The sequence below is a fragment of the Stenotrophomonas sp. 05N423 genome, from assembly GCF_056397145.1.
Genome location: NZ_JBFTMV010000009.1, coordinates 15,505 through 33,593, shown reverse-complemented (window position 1 = coordinate 33,593; position 18,089 = coordinate 15,505). Strand labels below are relative to the sequence as shown.

Below are 18,089 nucleotides of genomic sequence, written 5' to 3'. Positions count from 1 at the left end.
CCCATCGATACTTATGCCAGCCACGCCAGCCAAGGACAGTGATTGATGCCCCCTCTAGGACCCAGCTCAACCTCATCGATTTCTCCCGTTGCGCTCTCTGCATCGATCTGGCGCCACCGCGCCACGATCCGTGCACTGGCCAAGCGCGAGGTGCAGAGCAAATATAGGGGGTCGGTGCTCGGGGTCCTTTGGTCGCTGATCAACCCGCTGCTGATGCTTGCCATCTATACGTTCGTATTCAGCGAAATCTTCCGCATGCGCTGGGGCGGCGGACTGGACCACCCGCTGGACTTCGCGCTGATGCTGTTTACGGGGATGATAATTTTCGGCTTCATCTCCGAGACCCTGTCCCGCGCACCTCACCTGATCACCGGCAACCCCAATCTCGTCAAGAAGATCGTATTTCCCCTGGAAATATCCGCACCGGTAACGGTGATCAGCGGATTGTTCCAGCTCATGATCGGCCTGGCATTGCTGCTGATAGTGTTCACAGCGACCAAGGGACCGCCGCCGGCGACGGCCCTTCTGTTCCCTGCCGTCGCAATCCCGCTCATCCTGCTCACCCTCGGCGCGACGTGGTTCATATCGTCGCTTGGCGTTTTCATCCGTGACATCAGCCAGCTGATCGCACATCTGCTGATGGTGACGATGTTTCTTTCCCCCATCTTCTACCCGATAACCGCAATCCCGGAAAAGTTCCGTCCGTTCTTTTACCTGAATCCATTGACGTTTCTCGTCGAGCAGACCCGGAGAATACTAATCCTCGGCCTGCAGCCGGATTGGCCGCAGCTTCTGGCATTCACAGGAATCGCGGCGCTCGCCTGCTACCTCGGATTCGCCTGGTTCCAGTTCACCCGCAAAGGATTCGCCGATGTCCTCTGAGGTCGCACTGCGCGTCGATCACGTAAGCAAGGTGTTCCGCGCATATTCGAATCCAGCGAAGCGCCTCACCCATGCACTCGGCCTCCGCGCGAACAATGTCCTCAGGAAGATGGGGCTTCCGGAAATTGCGACCGATCAGGAAGCCGTCCAGGAGTTCGTCGCGCTCAGCGATATAAGCTTCGAAGTCATGCGGGGCCATACGACGGGCATTGTTGGGCGCAACGGCGCCGGCAAGTCGACGTTGCTGCAGATAATCGCGGGCACGCTGTCCCCCAGCCAAGGCACGGTGGATGTAAGCGGCAGAATCGCCGCGCTGCTGGAGCTCGGATCGGGCTTCAATCCCGAGTTCAACGGCATCGAGAATGCCAGACTGAATGCCGCGATTCTTGGACTTTCTCCGGGAGAGATCGACGAGCGGATGGACTCCATCCTCGCATTCGCCGATATCGGGCACTTCGTGAATCGGCCGGTCAAGACCTACTCATCGGGCATGATGGTCCGCCTTGCGTTCGCCGTTCAGGCCCAGGTAGATCCCGAGATACTCATCGTCGACGAGGCGCTTGCCGTCGGAGATGCGAAGTTCCAATCCAAGTGCTTTGCCAGGCTGGAGGCATTGAAGGAAACAGGAACCTCCATCCTGTTCGTATCCCACTCGACCGAGCAGATCGTCAGTCACTGTGATGACGCCATCCTGATCGAGGGAGGACGGCTGCAGCAACGCGGCCAGCCCAAGGATGTCGTCCATACCTACCTGGACCTGCTGTTCGGCAAACTTCCGGCGCAGGCGCCATCGAAACAACTCGCGCCTCAACCCGAGAGCCCACTGCCCACCGGCAGCGACGAAGTCCCGCTGGGAACCCACGGCAACGGCTATGCCAGCCAGCCACATTACAATCCCTATGAATTCCGATGGGGTGACGGAGCCGCCTGCATAGCGGATTTCAGACTCCTCGATAACGGCATGGAGGCTGCACAGATCATTGCGGCGGGAACCCCGTTGCAACTGCTGTTCGGAATATCGTTCCAGCGCGACATCAGCCGCCCGATCATGGGCCTGACGATCAAATCGAAGGACGGCGTCACTGTTTTTGGAACAAATTCGGAGCTGGTCCAGTTTACCGGCCTGCCCGCATCGGTGGAGGAAGGAGCGGAGATAGAAGTGGACATACGTTTTGACTGCAATCTCGGCCCCGGCGACTATTTCATATCGGTCGGCCTGGCCAGCAGGAACGGCGATGAGCTCGTCCCTCATGACAGACGCTATGACTCCATACACTTCACCGTCATGGACGATGAATGCTTTGGCTTCAACAAGCTACCAATGACATTCAGCATCAAGGAACTACGGTCTTGACTACCAGCAACAGCTACTCCGAACTTCTGCACCGGAACGGGTTTCGCAGGAGCGATGACTCGAGGGTATGGTCGTGCGGGCCGGAGGCCACGTTCGACTATACCGATGGTGATGAAGTCGAGACCAGGATCGCGGACATCATTGCGGCCAGCAGTGACGTTTCTCTTTTCTCGGAGGAGTTGGCTCTCCATCAGACCGACTGGGCATCCATCTATCATTTGAGCCCCATCCGCGCCAATCTGATGCGCCCACTGCATCAGATCCTCAAAAACCGCAGGATCCTGGAGATCGGCGCCGGGTGTGGCGCCATCAGCAGATACCTGGGGGAACAGGGGTGTGAACTCCTCTCCGTGGAAGGCAGCCAACGACGGGCTGCAATCGCCGCGAGCCGCTGTCGTGACCTGGATAACGTCACCATCGTCAACTGCAGGTTCGATGAGCTTCCGGAAGGACAACGTTTCGACGTCGTGACGCTGATCGGCGTGCTTGAGTATGCCCGCAAGTACTCATCGGAAGGTGATGGCATTGCGAGCACGTTGCGCAAAGCAAGATCGCTGTTGAGCGAAGACGGCGTGCTTGTGGTCGCGATAGAGAATCAACTGGGATTGAAATACTTCGCCGGAATGCACGAGGACCACCTCGGGCGCGCGATGGAGGGCATCCAGGACCACTACGCGCCCAACGGCGTGGTGACATTCGGCCGCCGCGAACTGTCCAATCACATCCGGGCTGCGGGCTTCGCTTCCTGCGAGTTCGCATTGCCATTTCCCGACTACAAGCTTCCCAGCAATCTGATTCTCCCTGCCGGCTGGGATGGAAACGAACGCTTTGATAGCGCCACGCTCGCGGGCCAGGCCACGCGCAGCGATCGCCAGCTCGATCATCCGCTGCTGTTTTCAACAAACCAGGCTTTCTCGGTAGCGCAACGCAATGGCCTGCTCGCGGATCTATCCAATTCGTTCCTGGTGCTCGCACAGGCAACCAGCGGCTCTCCCTGCTTCGCTCAGTTCTCTCCAGGGGTCCTGGCGCATCACTATGCTGCCGAACGGAGTCCGCGCTATGCCACCTCGACGACCATCCAGGAAAAATCCGGATCGATCGAAGTTTGCAGGCGGCCGCTGCTCGAGGATGCGCCGGCGAAGCACTCCACCCTGCTTTCCCATGCGTCACGGACTGAGCCATATGTACTCGGCAGGCACTGGGTGGATGAACTTGATCTGGTACTCAGCCGGCATGGCTGGACTGCGGACGACGTAGCGGGCTGGCTGCGCTCATGGCTCGAAGCGCTGCAACGGCATTCCACCGGTCCCGGCATGGCCGACAGGATCTCGCTGCACGACGAACTCCCGGGCAGCCTGATCGACGCCGTGCCAAGAAACCTGATCAGAGCTGCCGACGGCAGATGGATTTTCTTCGACCAGGAGTGGGAGCTTCTCCATCCCATAAGCCTTGGCTACCTGATGTTCAGGGCATTCAATGTGAGCCTGGCATCGATCACATGTGTAGCGGAACCGGCGGATATCGCGCTGCTGCACGTGCCGACGCTTTTCCGTGCATGTTTGCGGCAGCTCGGCCTGATCGTCACGGCATCCCATATCCTCGACTATCTCGACTTCGATGCCGCGTTCGAGAGCGAGGTTCGAGGCAAGCTGGCCAGGCCGCTTACGCTTGACCAATACGAGGCATATGTACTGGTATCCGCCCCGGATGTCACCTCGATGTTGCACGGCGCGAAGGCACGCATGCCAGCAGAGCTCCTGGAAACGCTGGCCCGGCAGAAGGCCATCCTCGAGTCCGCGCAGCAGGAGCATGGAGCTCTCCGGCACAGGCTCGAGGAGATGGAGAATGAAGTTGAAGCCCGCGTTGCGGAGCTTTCCGCATGCAATAGCCGCCTGGCTGAACAGAACGATCGCTTCGCGGAGACATCTTCGTTGCTGCATACGGCAAACGCTGCAACGATTTCCCTGCAGCAGCAGCTGCAGGGCGAGCGCAATGCCGTCGATCACCTCATCGCGGATCTCGACCTGATAAGGAACTCAGCCAGCTGGCGCCTCACCCGACCGCTTAGATCCACGAAGGCATTTGCCCGCGGAATACTTCATGCGGCCGTCACAAGCTCGACCAACGCTGCCCGGAAGATATATCGCAAGCTGCCTATTTCCATGCACAGCAAGCTCTCCATAAAGACTGCGTTGTTCGGAAATTTCCCGTTGCTTTTCTCAAGGACCAATGCATACAGGCGCTGGAGGGCCCATATCGCGACCCACGCGGCGGAAGTCCACGCGTATTCGCCTGCTGCCTACTTCGAATCATCGGATGCAATGGGCCTCCTGCCGGCTCTATACACGGCGGACGGCGTGGCGGAATGGCGGGACTACGGGGACGTCAAGCGCAGGATCGCGGAAACACTCCACTCGCATGAAGAACAGCCACCGGCTGCCGTCGGGATGCTGGACTTCAGCACCCGGGATCTGGAAAAGATCGCAGATCAACTGAGACTGCCCACGACCGGAGATTCGCCCGATGTGAGCATCGTGATTCCGGCGTACAACCATGCCGCCCGCACGCTCGAATGCCTTGCGTCGATTGCAGATTCCCATGATCCGGCAGGCCCGACAATGGAGATCATCGTTGCGGACGATGCATCAACCGAAGCGTCCGCTCTTGCCGTATCGCGCGTCGCCGGCATCCGCTTTGTCCGGCAGGAGGAGAATCTTGGCTTCCTGAGGAACTGCAACCGAGCCGGCGGGCAGGCCAATGGCAAGGCCGTGCTTTTCCTCAACAATGACGTGCAGGTAAAGCCGGGCTGGCTCAAAGCACTATGGACCTGCCTGAACTCCGATATCCAGATTGGAGCGGTCGGCCCCAGGATCATCTACCCCAGCGGTTGGCTGCAGGATGCGGGAACACGCCTTCATCGCGATGGAACTACCGAGATGATCGGGCTGAACAGCCTGCCCGACAAGGCTGCCTATTCGTATGACCGCGATGTGGACTATTGCTCTGGCGCCTGCCTGCTGGTGAGGCGGGCCGACTTCCTCGCCATTGGCGGCTTTGACGACCGGCTGGCACCCGCCTATTGCGAGGATTCCGATCTCTGCATGCAACTGCGCAAGCGCGGCAAGCGGATCGTGTTCTGTGCATCGGCGGAAATAGTCCATCACCTGAGCGTCACCTCCGACTCGCTGCCCAGCGACTACAAGCTCAGCTGCATAACCCGCAACCTTGGTATTTTCACCGAGAAGTGGCGGGAAGAACTGGATGCCATGCAGCAGGTACGCACCATCGCGTTCTATCTGCCGCAGTTCCACCCCGTCCCGGAGAACGATCTCTGGTGGGGCGAGGGCTTCACCGAATGGACGAACGTCACCAAGGCGCGCCCGAACTACGTGGGCCACGACCAACCCCGTATTCCGGCCGATCTTGGCTACTACGACCTTCGCCTCCCGGAGGTAATGAGCAAACAGGCTGAGCTGGCACGCCGCTACGGAATAGGTGGCTTCTGTTTCTACTACTACTGGTTCGCCGGCCACAGGCTCCTGGAACGGCCAATAGAACAGATGCTTGCATCGGGCAAGCCCGACTTCCCCTTCTGCCTGTGCTGGGCCAATGAGAACTGGACCCGTCGCTGGGATGGGCAGGAACAGGACGTCCTGATGGCCCAGCAACACTCAGATGAGGATGATCTCGCAGTCATCGAGGATCTCGCACGCTACTTCCGCAGCCCGAACTACATCCGCATCAACGGCAAGCCGCTCCTGCTTGTGTATCGCGTGACGCTTTTCCCTGATTTCGCCCGCACGTCTTCACTGTGGCGAAAGTATTGCCGCGAGAATGGCATCGGCGAGATATATCTGGCACAGGTCGAATCGTTCGAGTTGGCGAGTGCCGGCATCCATCCCGAGGATCTCGGATGTGATGCGGCCGTTGAGTTCCCCCCGCAAGGCATGGCCGAGCCCCGTCCGCCGTCGGGAGAAGTCGTCAACAAGAACTTCGTCGGCGCCGTCGCGGATTACCGCGATCTGGCCGTGCGCTACGCGACCCGCGAGCTCCCAGCCTACAAGCGGTTCATGGGGGTCATGCCCGGCTGGGACAATACCGCACGCAGGCAGAACAACAGCTACAGCTTCGAGCACTCCAGCCCTGGAGCATTCCAGGCATGGCTTGAGGCATCCGTCAAACGTACCCGTCAGCAGTACAGCGGCGATGAGCAGATCGTGTTCATCAATGCATGGAACGAATGGGCCGAAGGTGCGTACCTGGAACCGGACAGGCGCTTCGGCCATTCCTTCCTGCAGGCACACCTCAACGCGCTGGAAGCGGAGCATCTGGTCGAGCGCAAGACTTCCTTCCCCGGATGAGCAATATGAGCAACGGATCCGACATCGTCCTGATTGGACATCCTTTCGCACCAATTGGCTGCGGCGAGAGCCTGCGCTGCTCGTATCGTGCGTTCCGCTCTGTCGCACTCGCGCCGCTCCTGCTTGATGTATTCGGCCATTTCAAGCCGGAACATGACGCCGAACAGGAATTCGGCCGGGCCCTTACCGACAAGCTCGGACGGATCAACGTATTTCACCTCAACGCAGATGAAGTCGACACCGCGCTGTCGCTCCTTCAACTGCCCGCGGATTCCTACAACATTCTTTATCCGAACTGGGAGCTATCGCACTTCCCGGAGCCGTGGATCGGATCCCTGGATAGATTTGATGAGGTGTGGTGCCCTTCGCAGTTCATTTTCGACTCCATCGATGGCCATACCAGAGCGATTACCAGGCACCTTCCGGTCGCATGTGAAGTGACACTCTCGTCGATGCTCTCCCGCCGGTATTTCGGCATTCCGGAGAACGCATTCACCTTTCTGTTCTTCTTCGATTTCCGTTCATTCGCGGCCCGGAAAAATCCGGAGGCAGTGGTAAGCGCCTTTCTTCAGCATTGCCAGGCGCTGCCTACCGCCAACTCGCATCTGGTTGTCAAAACGAACGGAGCAGAAGCGGACCCTGCTGCATTCGAGCGGCTGCAGGAGACCTTGAGCCCCCTTCGCGGCCGGGTGACGTTCATCAACAGGACGATCAGCGACAACGAGATCAAGAACCTGGTCCGCTGCTGCGACAGTTTTGTTTCGCTTCATCGTTCCGAAGGCTATGGACGCGGCCTGGCCGAAGCGATGTACCTTGGAAAGCCGCTGATCTGTACCGGATACTCCGGGAATCTTGATTTCATGGATGCCCAGTCGGCCTTGCTCACCAGTTTCTCGCTCGTACCTGTCAAGGACGGGGAGTATCCATTCGCGGCAGGCCAGGTATGGGCAGAGGCGGACGTGGAGCAGGCCGCCAGGTTCATGTCCGAACTGTATCTGGACAGGGACCTCGCACGTGAACTTGGAAAACAAGCCTCCCGTACCGTCCGCTCACGCGTCAGCTATCGTACTGTGGGCATGAATTACAGAAGACGCATCCAGGAAATCCGCGATGAGATGCGGAATGGCCGCAGGATGCGGGCGCTCTAGGCAGAGCGTTCCAGTCAATGCTCAGGCCTGGTCGAGGATGCTGTCCTTGACCTCCGGCTTTGCAGGTCTTGTCCCCGGCAAAGCGCTGCCGGGGAATGCACCCGAGGCTCCACCAGGAAAGGCAGAAAGGCTGATCACGGAGCTCCGATCAGCCACTCGCTGGTTCTACGCATGAAGGTCCGTCGCCCCACGTCAAAAGGGAACCGCATCAGGGCGGCTCTGCTTGCTTGAGCACGAACCCGCTGTCAGCAGCGGCCATCCGTGATGCGCCGCAGATCCGCTTCAACCATCATTTCGATGAGCTGCTGCAACGAAGTAGTCGCCTTCCAGCCCAGCCTGTCCCGGGCTTTCGCTGGATTTCCGAGCAGAACATCCACTTCGGCTGGCCGCATGAATTTCTCATCAATGACCAGATGATCCTCCATGCGCAATCCAACATGGGCAAAGGCGATCTCGCACATTTCCCTTACGGTCGAGGTGATGCCCGTGGCCACCACGTAATCATCGGGCACGTCCTGCTGCAACATCATCCACATCGCTTCCACGTAGTCCCCGGCAAACCCCCAGTCACGCTTCGCGTCGATGTTGCCGAGCCTGAGCTCCTTCTGCCGGCCCAATTTGATGGACGCTACGGCGTGAGTCACCTTGCGGGTAACGAACTCGATGCCGCGCAGCGGGGATTCATGGTTGAAAAGAATGCCGCTTGACGCATGCATCCCATGGCTTTCGCGGTAATTGACAGTCGCCCAATGCGCCATCAGCTTCGCGACTCCATAAGGGCTGCGTGGATAGAAAGGAGTCAGTTCATCCTGTCGCTCCGCCTGGATCAGCCCGAACATCTCGCTCGTGGATGCCTGGTAGAACCGCGCCTCCGGGTTTACCAGCCTGATGGCCTCGAGAACTCTCAGCGCCCCAAGGCCATCCACGTCTGAAGTAAGCAGCGGCTGCTGCCAGGAGGTACCAACGAAGCTCTGCGCACCAAGGTTGTACACCTCCTGCGCATTCGACGACTGCATCGCGCGGATAAGCGACGACAGATCAGCCAGGTCACCGTCGATGAACTTCACATCATCAACGATCCCCAACTCGCGGAGACGCCATAGCGTATCGGTACTTCGGCGCGCGAGCAGCCCGCTGACCGAATACCCTTTTTCCAGCAGCAGCTTCGCCAAGTAGGCACCGTCCTGCCCGGTGATTCCCGTAATGAGGGCCGAATTTCCACGGATGCTCACGTCCTACTCTCCATTTCTTCAATAATGTCTTCCAACGTCGTCTCCCATCGGATCGTGGGAAGCCAGCCGGTATCCCTCGACACCAGACTGTTGTCCGCCACCATCCGACGCTGTTCCGCCGGGCGGAACTTCAAAGGATCCTGCTCTATTTTCGCCGCCACTCCTCTGAGTGCCAGGAGCTGCTCCAGGATCCCGCGAACGCTGCGCTCGACTCCACTGCAGAGCTGGTAGATCGCTCCAGAGGTGCCGGAGGCAAGCAGGCTGGCATAGCCGGAAACGATATCCCGGACATCGGTGAAATCCCTTGTCACATCGATGTCCCCGGCGCTGATAGCGGGGACGGCTTCCCCACGCGAGATCGCCACCACCTGGGCAGCGAGCGCCGGCACGACGAATGCATTGCCTTGGCCGGGCCCAACATGGTTGAAGGGGCGGGCAATCACCACATCCAGCCTGTTGGATCGATGCCACTGCAGGCACAACTGCTCCGCCGCCAGCTTGGAAACCGAATAGGGATTTCTTGGCGCCGGAACCAGCTCCTCCTTCACCGGCAGCTGGGATTCACGCACCGCTCCATACACGTCACCGGAACTGACATAGAGAAAGCGCCCGGAGAAACCAACCTTGTCCAATGACTGCAGCAGGTTCAGGGTTCCCATCAGATTGACCTCGAGAGTTCCGGCGGGATCCTCGAAGGATCGGGGCACGAAGCTCTGCGCTGCCAGGTGGATAACGTGATCAGGCTTGATCGAGGCGACCTGCGCATCAAGCGCAGATCGATCTCTTATGTCCACACATTGCAGGGTCGCGAACTCAACGCCGGCGAAGGCAGCAGAAGCCATCAGATGCCTGCCCGCGAAGCCGGACGCTCCTGTTACCAGAATGCGACGCCCGTTGAGCTCAGGCATGCAGCGCATGCTCCAGATCCCTGCGCAGGTCCCCAACCTCCTCCACCCCAACGCTCAACCGTACCAGCGCATCGCTGATGCCCAGCTGCTGGCGGCGGACTGGCGGAATCGAGGCGTGGGTCATCACTGCCGGATGGTTGACCAGGCTTTCCACGCCGCCGAGCGATTCGGCCAGGGTGAACAGTTCCGTGCGTTCGCAGAAGCGCCTGGCGTCCTCGAAGCCGCCCTTGAGGACGATGGAAACGATGCCGCCGTAGCCGCCCATCTGCCGGGTCGCGAGTTCATGCTGCGGATGCGACGGCAAGCCGGGGTAGATCACCTTTTCAATGGCTGGATGCGTCTCCAGCCAATGCGACAGTTCCAGTGCGTTGGCGCAATGCGCCTTCATGCGCAGTGGCAGCGTCTTCAGGCCACGCAGGGCCAGGAAGCTGTCGAACGGACCCTGTACGCCACCCACCGAGTTCTGCAGGAAGGCCATCTGTTCGGCCAGTTCGGCGTTGTCGCCGACGACGACCATGCCGCCGACCATGTCCGAATGGCCGTTGAGGTACTTGGTGGCCGAGTGCACGACGATGTCCGCGCCCAGTTGCAGCGGGCGCTGCAGCATCGGCGAAGCGAAGGTGTTGTCCACCACCACGATCAGGCCATGGCGCCGTGCGATGGCGGCGACCGCGGCGATGTCCACGATCTTCAGCATCGGGTTGGTGGGCGTTTCGATCCACACCATCTTCGTCTTCGGCGTGATCGCCGTTTCGAACGCGGCCGGATCGGTCAGGTCCACGAAACTGAAATCCAGCCCGGCGGTACGGCGGCGCACGCGCTCGAACAGGCGGAAGCTGCCGCCGTAGATGTCGTCCATCGCCACCACGTGGCTGCCGGCATCGAGCAGCTCGATCACCGTCGAGGTCGCGGCCATGCCGGAGGCGAACGCGAAGCCGCGGCTGCCGCCTTCCAGCGCTGCCACGCAACGCTCATAGGCGAAGCGGGTGGGATTGTGGGTACGCGAATACTCGAAGCCCTGGTGTACGCCGGGACTGGACTGCGCATAGGTCGACGTCGCGTAGATCGGTGGCATCACCGCGCCGGTGCTCGGGTCCGGCGACTGGCCGCCATGGATGGCCAGGGTGGTAAGCGACAGGCTGCGCTCGCCGTGCTGGCTGCGTGGATGCTGGTCCGTCATGGTGCTTTCCGGCTTAAAGGAGTGGAATTCTACCGGCCCGACCTGAACCAGCCGTTCCGGTGCCCGCGATCACTGCACCCGCCGCCGCAGGTAATTCAGCAGGTCGATGCGGGTGATCAGGCCCAGGAAGTCGCCGCCGTCCATGATGATGGCGACCTGGCCGCGGTCGAATACCGGCAGCAGCGCCTCGATCGGCGACTTCACGTCCAGGCGGTCGAGCTTGCTGACCATGGCGATGGCCACCGGGTCGCGGAAGCGCGCCTCGTCGCCATAGACGTGCAGCAGCACGTCGCTCTCGTCGATGATGCCAACCAGGCGGTTGCCGTCCATCACCGGCAGCTGCGACACGTCGTACAGCTTCATGCGCTGGTAGGCCGTGGTCAGCAGGTCGTTCGGGCCGACCACCACGGTGTCGCGCTGGCTGTACGGGCGCAGGATCAGGTCGCGCAGGTCGCCGTACTGCGGGCGCTCGAGGAAGCCGTTGTCCAGCATCCAGTAGTCGTTGTACATCTTCGACAGGTATTTGTTGCCGGTATCCGGCACCAGCACCAGCACCTTCTTCGGTACGGTCTGCTCGCGGCAGTACTTCAGCGCGGCGGCCAACAGCGTACCGGTGGAGGAACCGCCGAGGATGCCCTCCTTGCCCAGCAGTTCGCGCGCGGTATGGAAGCTTTCCGCATCGGTGATGGCGTAGGCCTTCTTGACCCGGCTGAAATCGGAGATGGACGGCAGGAAATCCTCGCCGATGCCTTCCACCAGCCACGAGCCCGACTTCTCGTTGAGCGTGCCATCGTTGATGTATTCGGCCAGGATCGAACCGACCGGATCGGCCAGCACCAGCTCGGTCTTCGGCGACAGCCTGGCGAAAGCGCGCGACAGGCCGGTCATGGTGCCGGAACTGCCGCAGCCGAACACGATGGCGTCGAGTTCGCCGCCCATCTGCTCGATGATCTCCGGGCCGGTGCCGAACTCATGCGCGGCCGGGTTGTCCGGGTTGCCGAACTGGTTGATGAAATAGGCGCCCGGGGTGCGCTCAGCAATGGCCCTGGCCAGGTCCTGGTAGTACTCGGGATGGCCCTTGGCCACGTCCGAACGGGTCAGCACGACCTCGGCACCCATCGCCTTGAGGTTGAAGATCTTCTCCCGGCTCATCTTGTCCGGAACCACCAGGATCAGCTTGTAGCCCTTCTGCTGGGCGACCAGCGCCAGGCCCAGGCCGGTGTTGCCGGCGGTGCCTTCCACCAGCGTCGCGCCGGGCGTGAGGTCGCCACGCTTCTCCGCCGCCTCGATCATCGACAGACCGATGCGGTCCTTGATCGAGCCGCCCGGGTTGGCGCTTTCGAGCTTGAGATAGAGCTCGCAGACGCCGGCATCCAGGCGCTGGGCCTTGACGATCGGCGTGCGCCCGATGAGTTCGAGTACGGAGGAGTGGATTGCCATCGATATGCTTGGAATCGCGCCGCGCGGCGGCCGGAGCCCGATTATCCGATGGATATGCCTGAAAGTCAGGCGACGATTGGTTCTTGCGCCATCGCCATCCCGCCTCTGCGCAAGTGACGCGGGCAATGGCGACCGACGAGGAGGCCGCCATTGCCCGCGACGGAAAGACTCAGCGTGGGGAAGGTTCAGTTGAGCCGGTCTTCATAGATCCGCAGCAGTTTCTGCTTGGCCAGCAGCTTTTCGCGTTTCATCTGCCCCAGGGTCACATCGTCGATGGGGAGTACTCCCAGTTCCGCATCCATGCATTTCTTGTTCAGCTTCTGGTGCTGCTGATAGAGCTGCTTGAACTCGGGGTTGACCTTGATCAACGCGTCGATCTCACTCTGCGGCTGCCCTTCGAACATGACTACCTCCTACATGCGGAAACACGAACGCCCCGGCCTTGCGGCACGGGGCGTTTCGGGATGGAGATCCGGGCGGGGCACGGCCGAACCTTCAGCCGCCTTCCGGTCCATTCCCCGGAAGCTGTCTGGTACTGGTTCGCGCCACGGTTGCACTGGCCCGGTCCTCCGCTGTCCGGACGACGAGAATGTCGCCCGGACGATTGACCCTACGCCTGAAAAAAGGTTCCGGCAAGGGGAGCAGAGAGAGCCTGAAAAGGTTCAGGAACGGCCGCACGTCCTGCCTTCTCGGCACGCCCGTGCGGTACCAGATGGCCCCCGTCAGAGGAACACAACCGGTAGTGCCGGAGCGGGACAACGCCCCACTCCATGGGTGTCGGCACGCATCACGGCGCGACGATCACCTCGGCCGAACGCGCGCGCGTGGCGGCGGCTTTCTTGCCGCTGACCTGGATGCGGTTGGCGCCGACGCCAGCCGCCACCAGCGCATCCTTCAACGCCTGCGCGCGGCGCTGGCCGACGCCGTTGGCGCTGTCGTAGCCCTCGATGGTCACCCGCCCCTTCCTGCCGATGTTCAGGTACTCGGCCAATGCCTTGAGCTGGTCGCGCGCGGCACTGGACGGGGTCGCCTGGCCCGCCGCGAAAGCGTCGCCGGCGAGGGTGAATATCTCGCCGCGGTTGTCGAACTTCGAGGCCGGCAGCTTCTGTCCGGAGACCAGCTCGGCCTCTTCGCGGGCCAGCTTGGCCGCATTCTGCTGGGCCGAGTTCACCCGCGCCGCCTGCTTGCCCGCCACGCTGGTCAACGCCGCCTCGGCATCCTGCCTGGCCAGCGTCTCGGCCTCGGCGGCCTGGCGCATGCGTTCGGTCTCCTCGGCCTGGATCTGCGCCTGCACGCGCAGGCGCTCGGCCTCCTGACGCGCGCGCGCGGCTTCGCGGCGGCTGGCCTCGACCAGTAGTTCGCTGCGCGTGCGTTCGAGCTGGTCGACCTCGCGGCGGGCGGCTTCGGCACGTGCGCTGGTCTCGGCGATCGTCACCCGGCGCTCGGCCAGGTAGCGCGCCTGGTCCAGCTCCTTGCGCTTGGCCTTGGCCAGCACGCCGATCGCCTGTTGCGCCTGCAGCCGTTCAAGCGCCGCCAGGTCGGTGGTACGCGTGTCGGCCTGCAGCGCGATCAGGCGCTGGTTCAACATCGCCACCGCCGGGTCTTCGGCGGCGGCGGACGCCAGCATCGGCATGGCCAGCAGGCCGGCCACGAGCAGAGTGCGGATACCCATCAGTGTCCCTCCCCGGTCGCCAGCTGGCGTTGCAGGCGTTCCACCTCGGCCTTGCGCTGGGCCAGCGTGGCCAGCGCCACGGCTTCCTCGCTCTGCGCGCGGGCCAGGTCGGCGTCGACCGTGGCGCGCTGCGCGAGCAACGGCGCCTGCTTGCGCTCGCGGCGGTCGCCGGCCGCGCGCTGGGCCTGTTCGAGCTGCTGCCGGGCCAAGGCCATGGTGTCCGGCGCGTACTGGTCGGCGTCGGCGCGGTCGGCGCGTTCCACCGCCTGTTGCGCGGCAAGCAGGTCGGCCGCGGCCGGATCCTGCGCCATCGCGCTGGCACAGAGCGCAGATGCGCACGCGGTCACATACAGGAGGTGTCGCAAGTGTGCGAAGCTAGGTTTCATTGGGGAGCCGTCGCGAAAGTGTTGAGCGCGGCCATTGTCGTCAAGGCCGCCGTGTGCTTGCAACGGTGGGCGGCCATTGCCCGGGGAATCGCATCCATGGATATCGGCTATTTCCTGAAGCTGATGACCGAAAAGAACGCTTCGGACATGTTCCTGACCACGGGAGCGCCTGTCCACATCAAGATCGAGGGCAAGCTCTATCCCTTGGGCAATACCGGCCTGCCGCCGGGCATGGTCAAGAAGATCGCCTACTCGCTGATGGACGAGGGCCAGGTACCGCAGTTCGAGCGCGACCTGGAGCTGAACATGGCCATCGCGCTGGCCGACGTGGGCCGATTCCGCGTGAACGTGTTCAAGCAGCGCGGCGAAGTGGGCATGGTGATCCGCGCGATCAAGAACCGGATTCCCTCGATCGAGGAGCTGAAGCTTCCGGACGTGCTCAAGGACGTGATCATGACCCCGCGCGGCCTGGTGCTGGTGGTCGGCTCCACCGGCTCGGGCAAGTCCACTTCCCTAGCGTCGATGATCGACCACCGCAACGCCACCACCACCGGGCACATCCTCACCATCGAGGACCCGATCGAGTTCCTGCACCGGCACAAGCAGTCCATCGTCAACCAGCGCGAGGTCGGGCTGGACACCCATGCCTTCCACAACGCGCTGAAGAACGCGATGCGCGAGGCGCCGGACGTGATCCTGATCGGCGAGATCCTCGACGCCGAGACGATGGAAGCGGCGATTGCCTTTGCCGAAACCGGCCACCTGTGCCTGGCCACCCTGCACTCCAACAATGCCGACCAGACCATCGAGCGCATCCTCAACTTCTTCCCCGAGAGTGCGCACCGCAACGTGCTGATGAACCTGTCGCTGAACCTGCGCGCGGTGGTCAGCCAGCGCCTGGTCAAGGGCACCGACGGCCGCCGTCGGCCAGCGACCGAAGTCCTGATCAACACGCCGATGATCCGCGACCTGCTGCGCCGCGGGCAGGTGCACGAGATCAAGCAGGCCATGGAGCAGTCGCTGGAGGAAGGCATGCACAGCTTCGACCAGTGCCTGTTCCGGCTGGCCAAGGACGGGCTGATCGAGCAGGAAGAAGCGTTGCGCGCGGCCGATTCGCGCGACGGGCTGGCGCTCAAGTTCCGGCTGTCCGAAGGCGCCAGCGGCGAACACGACCCCTACGCGGATTTCTCCGCGGCGGCGGCGCCGTCGTCCATCACCCACGGGTTCTGAGCGGATCACGCCTTCGATGGCGCATCGCAAAGCCCCGCTTCGGCGGGGCTTTGTCGTTGTTGCTGTCCTTCCGCGATGCGATCAGGCGGCGTCCGGCTGGTTCTCCGGCCGCGCGGCGTCGAACGCAGGCAGCGCCAGGCAGGCGGCCTCGATCCGGCGCAGGGTCGGGAAAGCCTCCATGTCCAGGTGGAAGCGGCGCGCGTTGTACAGCTGCGGCACCAGGCAGCAGTCGGCCAGCCCCGGCGCATCGCCATGGCAGAAGCGGCCGGTCTGCGTCGAGCCCGCCAGCGCGGTTTCCATCGCGGAAAAGCCGGTGCGCATCCAGTGCAGGATCCATTCGTCGCGCTCGGCCTGCGGCACGTTCCATTCCTGGTCGAAGAACTGCAGCACGCGCAGGTTGTTGAGCGGGTGGATGTCGCAGGCCACCAGCTGCGCCAGCGCGCGCACCCGCGCACGGCCGGCGGCGTCGGCCGGCAGCAGGGCCGGTTGCGGATGGGTTTCTTCCAGGTATTCGAGGATCGCCAGCGACTGGGTCAGCACCTGTTCGCCGTCGCGCAGCGTCGGCACCAGTTCCTGCGGGTTGAGCGCGGCGTAGGCCGGCGCATGCTGCTGGCCGCCGTCGCGCACCAGGTGCACCGGTGCGATGGCGTAGTCCAGGCCTTTCAGGTTCAAGCCGATGCGTACGCGATAGGCGGCGCTGGAGCGCCAGTAGCTGTAGAGCGTCAATGCCGGTTGCATGTCCGTTTCCTGTTGCCTGCAGGCCACCTTACCCGCCGGCGATGGGGTGGCCCGCACCGCCGGTCGGTCCATCGCGCCGCCGGCCGGGAACGCCTCGCGCCGGTCCGCGCGCGGGTGCCCACGGACCGGCGGATGCACGCACTGTCCTCAGGGCCTCGCAGCCTGCTCGATGCGCTGTTCGATGGCGCCGAAGATGCTGTTGCCCGCGCGGTCGAACATCTCGATCCGCACCACGTCGCCAAAGCTCATGAACGGCGTGGACGGCTTGCCGTCGCGCAGCGTTTCCACGGTGCGGCGCTCGGCGAAGCAGGAAGCGCCTAGCGAGGTGTCCTCGTTGGCGATGGTGCCCGAGCCGACGATGGCGCCGGCCGACAGCGGGCGGGTCTTGGCCGCATGCGCCACCAGCTGGGCGAAATCGAACTGCATGTCCACGCCCGCTTCCGGCGCGCCGAACCACTCGCCGTTGATGTGGGTCACCAGCGGCAGGTGCACCTTGCTGCCCTGCCAGGCTTCGCCCAGCTCGTCCGGGGTGACGAACACCGGGCTCAGCGCCGAGCGCGGCTTGGACTGCAGGAAGCCGAAGCCCTTGGCCAGTTCGGCCGGGATCAGGTTGCGCAGGCTGACGTCGTTGACCAGGCCGACCAGCTGGATGTGGCCAGCGGCCTGCTCCGGCGTCGCCGCCATCGGCACGTCGTCGGTGACGACCACGATCTCGGCTTCCAGGTCGATGCCGTAGTCCTCGCTGATCACCTTGACCGCGTCGCGCGGGCCATGGAAGCCGGCGCTGGTGGCCTGGTACATCAGCGGATCGGTGTAGAAGGTTTCCGGTACCTCGGCGCCGCGCGCCTTGCGCACCCGCGCCACGTGCGGCAGGTAGGCGCTGCCGTCGACGAATTCGTAGGCGCGCGGCAGCGGCGCGGCCAGCGCCTGCATGTCCAGGTCGAACACGCCGTCGGCATCGCCGCCATTGAGCGATTCGGACAGCGCGTTCAGCCGCGGTGCGACGTTGGACCAGTCCTCCAGCGCCTGCTGCAGGGTGGCGGCGATGCCGGTGGCACGCACGGCGCGGGTCAGGTCGCGCGAGACCACGATCAGGGTGCCGTCGCGGCCACCTTCCTTCAGGGAACCAAGCTTCATCGGAGCATCCAGTTCAGGGTCGGAAAATAAGTTTCGATTGTAACGAATAGTCTGACAACGACCAGCGCCGCGGAAGGAACGCCGGGCCATCAGGCATGCGCGCAATGGCGGGCGCCCGCCCGGCCTGCACGTTGCGCCCTCCGGGGCCGGCAACGGAACCATTCCCCAAGGGCGCCGGGAAACCCCTGGCACCCTGACCATACCTGAACAGGGGTTTTTGTACCGCTCCCGAACATCCCTTAGACTATCGCGGTCTGCCAGCGGCCGTCCGTTTCCCTCGGGGATTACCGGCGGCGCAGGATCCTCCCGGGGAATCCGCCCGCCCGCTCCCACTCCGACGCCTTTCGTCATGCATTCCGGCCTGCGCGCCTGCGCCGGTCGCACCCCACCTCGCAGCGCGGTTACACGGGAACGCTCCGAG

The 18,089-nt window shown here is 62.8% G+C and carries 14 protein-coding genes; 5 read left to right on the top strand and 9 right to left on the bottom strand.

The features are described 5' to 3' along the window. The first annotated feature begins 45 nt into the window (after window positions 1-45). From AC1DGW_RS13745 to AC1DGW_RS13730, 4 genes are read left to right on the top strand one after another with little or no spacing between them, the layout of a single operon-like run. Window positions 46-882 carry an ABC transporter permease gene (locus tag AC1DGW_RS13745; RefSeq protein WP_478023912.1) on the top strand — a complete coding sequence of 279 codons (837 nt, stop codon included), beginning with the start codon at window positions 46-48 and terminating at the stop codon, window positions 880-882. Further along, the gene (locus AC1DGW_RS13740) at window positions 872-2,236 is read left to right on the top strand and encodes an ABC transporter ATP-binding protein (protein ID WP_478023911.1); all 1,365 of its coding nucleotides are present in this window, start codon (window positions 872-874) and stop codon (window positions 2,234-2,236) included. Before AC1DGW_RS13745 ends, AC1DGW_RS13740 begins: the two co-directional genes overlap by 11 nt. After that, window positions 2,233-6,597 (top strand): glycoside hydrolase family 99-like domain-containing protein, encoded by a 4,365-nt coding sequence (locus AC1DGW_RS13735; protein WP_478023910.1) that lies wholly within the window; start codon window positions 2,233-2,235, stop codon window positions 6,595-6,597. The genes AC1DGW_RS13740 and AC1DGW_RS13735 overlap by 4 nt, the downstream gene beginning before the upstream one ends. A gap of 5 nt (window positions 6,598-6,602) precedes the next feature. Then, a complete protein-coding gene (locus AC1DGW_RS13730; protein ID WP_478023909.1) occupies window positions 6,603-7,745 on the top strand; it encodes a glycosyltransferase in 1,143 nt (380 codons plus the stop codon). A gap of 245 nt (window positions 7,746-7,990) precedes the next feature. Here AC1DGW_RS13730 and AC1DGW_RS13725 read toward each other — a convergent pair whose 3' ends face one another. The 7 genes from AC1DGW_RS13725 to AC1DGW_RS13695 form a co-directional block, all read right to left on the bottom strand. Continuing rightward, window positions 7,991-8,977, bottom strand: a complete 987-nt coding sequence (locus AC1DGW_RS13725) for a GDP-mannose 4,6-dehydratase (RefSeq protein WP_478023908.1) — start codon at window positions 8,975-8,977, stop codon at window positions 7,991-7,993. Next, the gene (locus AC1DGW_RS13720; RefSeq protein ID WP_478023907.1) at window positions 8,974-9,885 is read right to left on the bottom strand and encodes a GDP-mannose 4,6-dehydratase; all 912 of its coding nucleotides are present in this window, start codon (window positions 9,883-9,885) and stop codon (window positions 8,974-8,976) included. The genes AC1DGW_RS13725 and AC1DGW_RS13720 overlap by 4 nt, the downstream gene beginning before the upstream one ends. Continuing rightward, window positions 9,878-11,065: a cystathionine gamma-synthase gene (locus AC1DGW_RS13715; RefSeq protein WP_478023906.1), complete on the bottom strand. Its 1,188-nt coding sequence runs from the start codon at window positions 11,063-11,065 to the stop codon at window positions 9,878-9,880. The genes AC1DGW_RS13720 and AC1DGW_RS13715 overlap by 8 nt, the downstream gene beginning before the upstream one ends. 69 nt (window positions 11,066-11,134) lie before the next feature. Next, complete coding sequence (locus tag AC1DGW_RS13710) at window positions 11,135-12,505, bottom strand: pyridoxal-phosphate dependent enzyme (RefSeq protein ID WP_478023905.1); 1,371 nt, start codon at window positions 12,503-12,505, stop codon at window positions 11,135-11,137. A 185-nt stretch (window positions 12,506-12,690) separates the two neighbouring features. Next, window positions 12,691-12,909 (bottom strand): HP1242/YdcH family protein, encoded by a 219-nt coding sequence (locus tag AC1DGW_RS13705; protein WP_056930865.1) that lies wholly within the window; start codon window positions 12,907-12,909, stop codon window positions 12,691-12,693. Between the two features lie 383 nt (window positions 12,910-13,292). Further along, complete coding sequence (locus AC1DGW_RS13700; RefSeq protein WP_478023902.1) at window positions 13,293-14,177, bottom strand: OmpA family protein; 885 nt, start codon at window positions 14,175-14,177, stop codon at window positions 13,293-13,295. Further along, window positions 14,177-14,563, bottom strand: coding sequence for a DUF4398 domain-containing protein (locus AC1DGW_RS13695; RefSeq protein ID WP_478023900.1), 387 nt, complete (start codon window positions 14,561-14,563; stop codon window positions 14,177-14,179). Before AC1DGW_RS13695 ends, AC1DGW_RS13700 begins: the two co-directional genes overlap by 1 nt. 96 nt (window positions 14,564-14,659) lie before the next feature. On the opposite strand from AC1DGW_RS13695, the gene AC1DGW_RS13690 reads away from it, so the two are divergent. After that, window positions 14,660-15,793, top strand: a complete 1,134-nt coding sequence (locus AC1DGW_RS13690) for a PilT/PilU family type 4a pilus ATPase (protein ID WP_478023898.1) — start codon at window positions 14,660-14,662, stop codon at window positions 15,791-15,793. An 81-nt stretch (window positions 15,794-15,874) separates the two neighbouring features. Here the strand turns inward: AC1DGW_RS13690 and maiA are convergent, their stop codons facing one another. After that, a complete protein-coding gene (gene maiA, locus AC1DGW_RS13685) occupies window positions 15,875-16,531 on the bottom strand; it encodes a maleylacetoacetate isomerase (protein ID WP_478023896.1) in 657 nt (218 codons plus the stop codon). A 147-nt stretch (window positions 16,532-16,678) separates the two neighbouring features. Further along, window positions 16,679-17,668 carry a fumarylacetoacetate hydrolase family protein gene (locus tag AC1DGW_RS13680; RefSeq protein ID WP_478023894.1) on the bottom strand — a complete coding sequence of 330 codons (990 nt, stop codon included), beginning with the start codon at window positions 17,666-17,668 and terminating at the stop codon, window positions 16,679-16,681. Window positions 17,669-18,089: the final 421 nt, after the last annotated feature.